This is a genomic window from Mitsuaria sp. TWR114 (assembly GCF_007997345.1).
The window spans coordinates 1-1,046 of the sequence record NZ_VOSR01000832.1 but is presented as its reverse complement, the minus strand read 5'-3'; the positions used below and the strand labels follow the sequence as shown (position 1 = coordinate 1,046).

The window sequence follows — 1,046 nt, the reverse complement described above, 5'->3', positions numbered from 1 at the left end:
GCAGCACCGCCGCACGCGCCTGCAGCGCTGACCGGCGAAGTCCTCGATGGTGGTGGGACGGGCGACCGGGGGGCCCCTTTTCGGAACTCAAGGGAGGAATTTGCTTGCCGGTAGGCAAGCAAAGGTAGGAGATGGAGAAAAGGGGCCCCCGGTCGTCCGTCCGGCGCTCGGTCCCGTGCAGGCCGGACTGCCGCTCACCGGACGGCGGATCGCCGTGGCGAGCGACGCGTGTTTCTCCTTCATCTACCCCGCCAATCTCGACCTCCTTCGCGCGCTTGGCGCGGAGGTCCTGACGTTCAGCCCGATCGCCGGCGAGCCCTTGCCCGCGTGCGAGGCCGTGTGGCTGCCGGGCGGTTACCCCGAGCTGCACGCCGCGGCGCTGCGTGCGCATGCTGGCTTCTTCAGCGACCTGGCCGCGCACCTGGCGGCGGGCAAGCCGCTGCTCGCCGAGTGCGGCGGGATGCTGGTGCTGCTGGATGAGCTGGCCGATGCCGACGGCGCGGCCCATCCGATGGCGGGCCTGATGCCGGGCCGTGCCTCGATGCAGAAGCGGCTGGCTGCGCTCGGCTTGCAGTCGCTCGACTGGCCGGAGGGCGAGTTGCGGGGCCACACCTTCCATTACTCGACGATGGCGACGCCGTGGTCGCCGATGGCCACCGCGCGCAATCCCAACGCGGGTCGCGCGGCCGAGGCGCTCTACATCGCGGGCTCGCTGCGCGCGAGCTACGTGCATCACTACTTCCCCTCGAACCCGGCCGCGGTCGCCGCGTTCTTCGGCGGCGCCACCGCGACCGCCGCCACCGCTGACGCCCACGCTGCCATCGCAACCGCTGCCGTCACCGCGACCGCTCCCACCGCCGATGCGGCCCCCGCCCACCCCCATCCCCTTGCCACGAACTGAGTTCCCCATGCTGCTCGAATCCGGATCGCCCACATCGCGCAGGCCCTGCTGTGGCCGGTGCTCATCCTCGTCGCCCTGGGCTTCGTCTATGCGCTGTGGAGCGCCGGCGCCACGCTGATGGAAGCCGTGCAGCGCCGCCGTCCCG

At 71.7% G+C, this 1,046-nt stretch carries 1 protein-coding gene; it reads left to right on the top strand.

What is annotated here, in order from left to right:
* Positions 1–175 precede the first annotated feature (175 nt).
* Positions 176–901: a hypothetical protein gene (locus FUT87_RS24695; protein WP_255512013.1), complete on the top strand. Its 726-nt coding sequence runs from the start codon at positions 176–178 to the stop codon at positions 899–901.
* Positions 902–1,046: the final 145 nt, after the last annotated feature.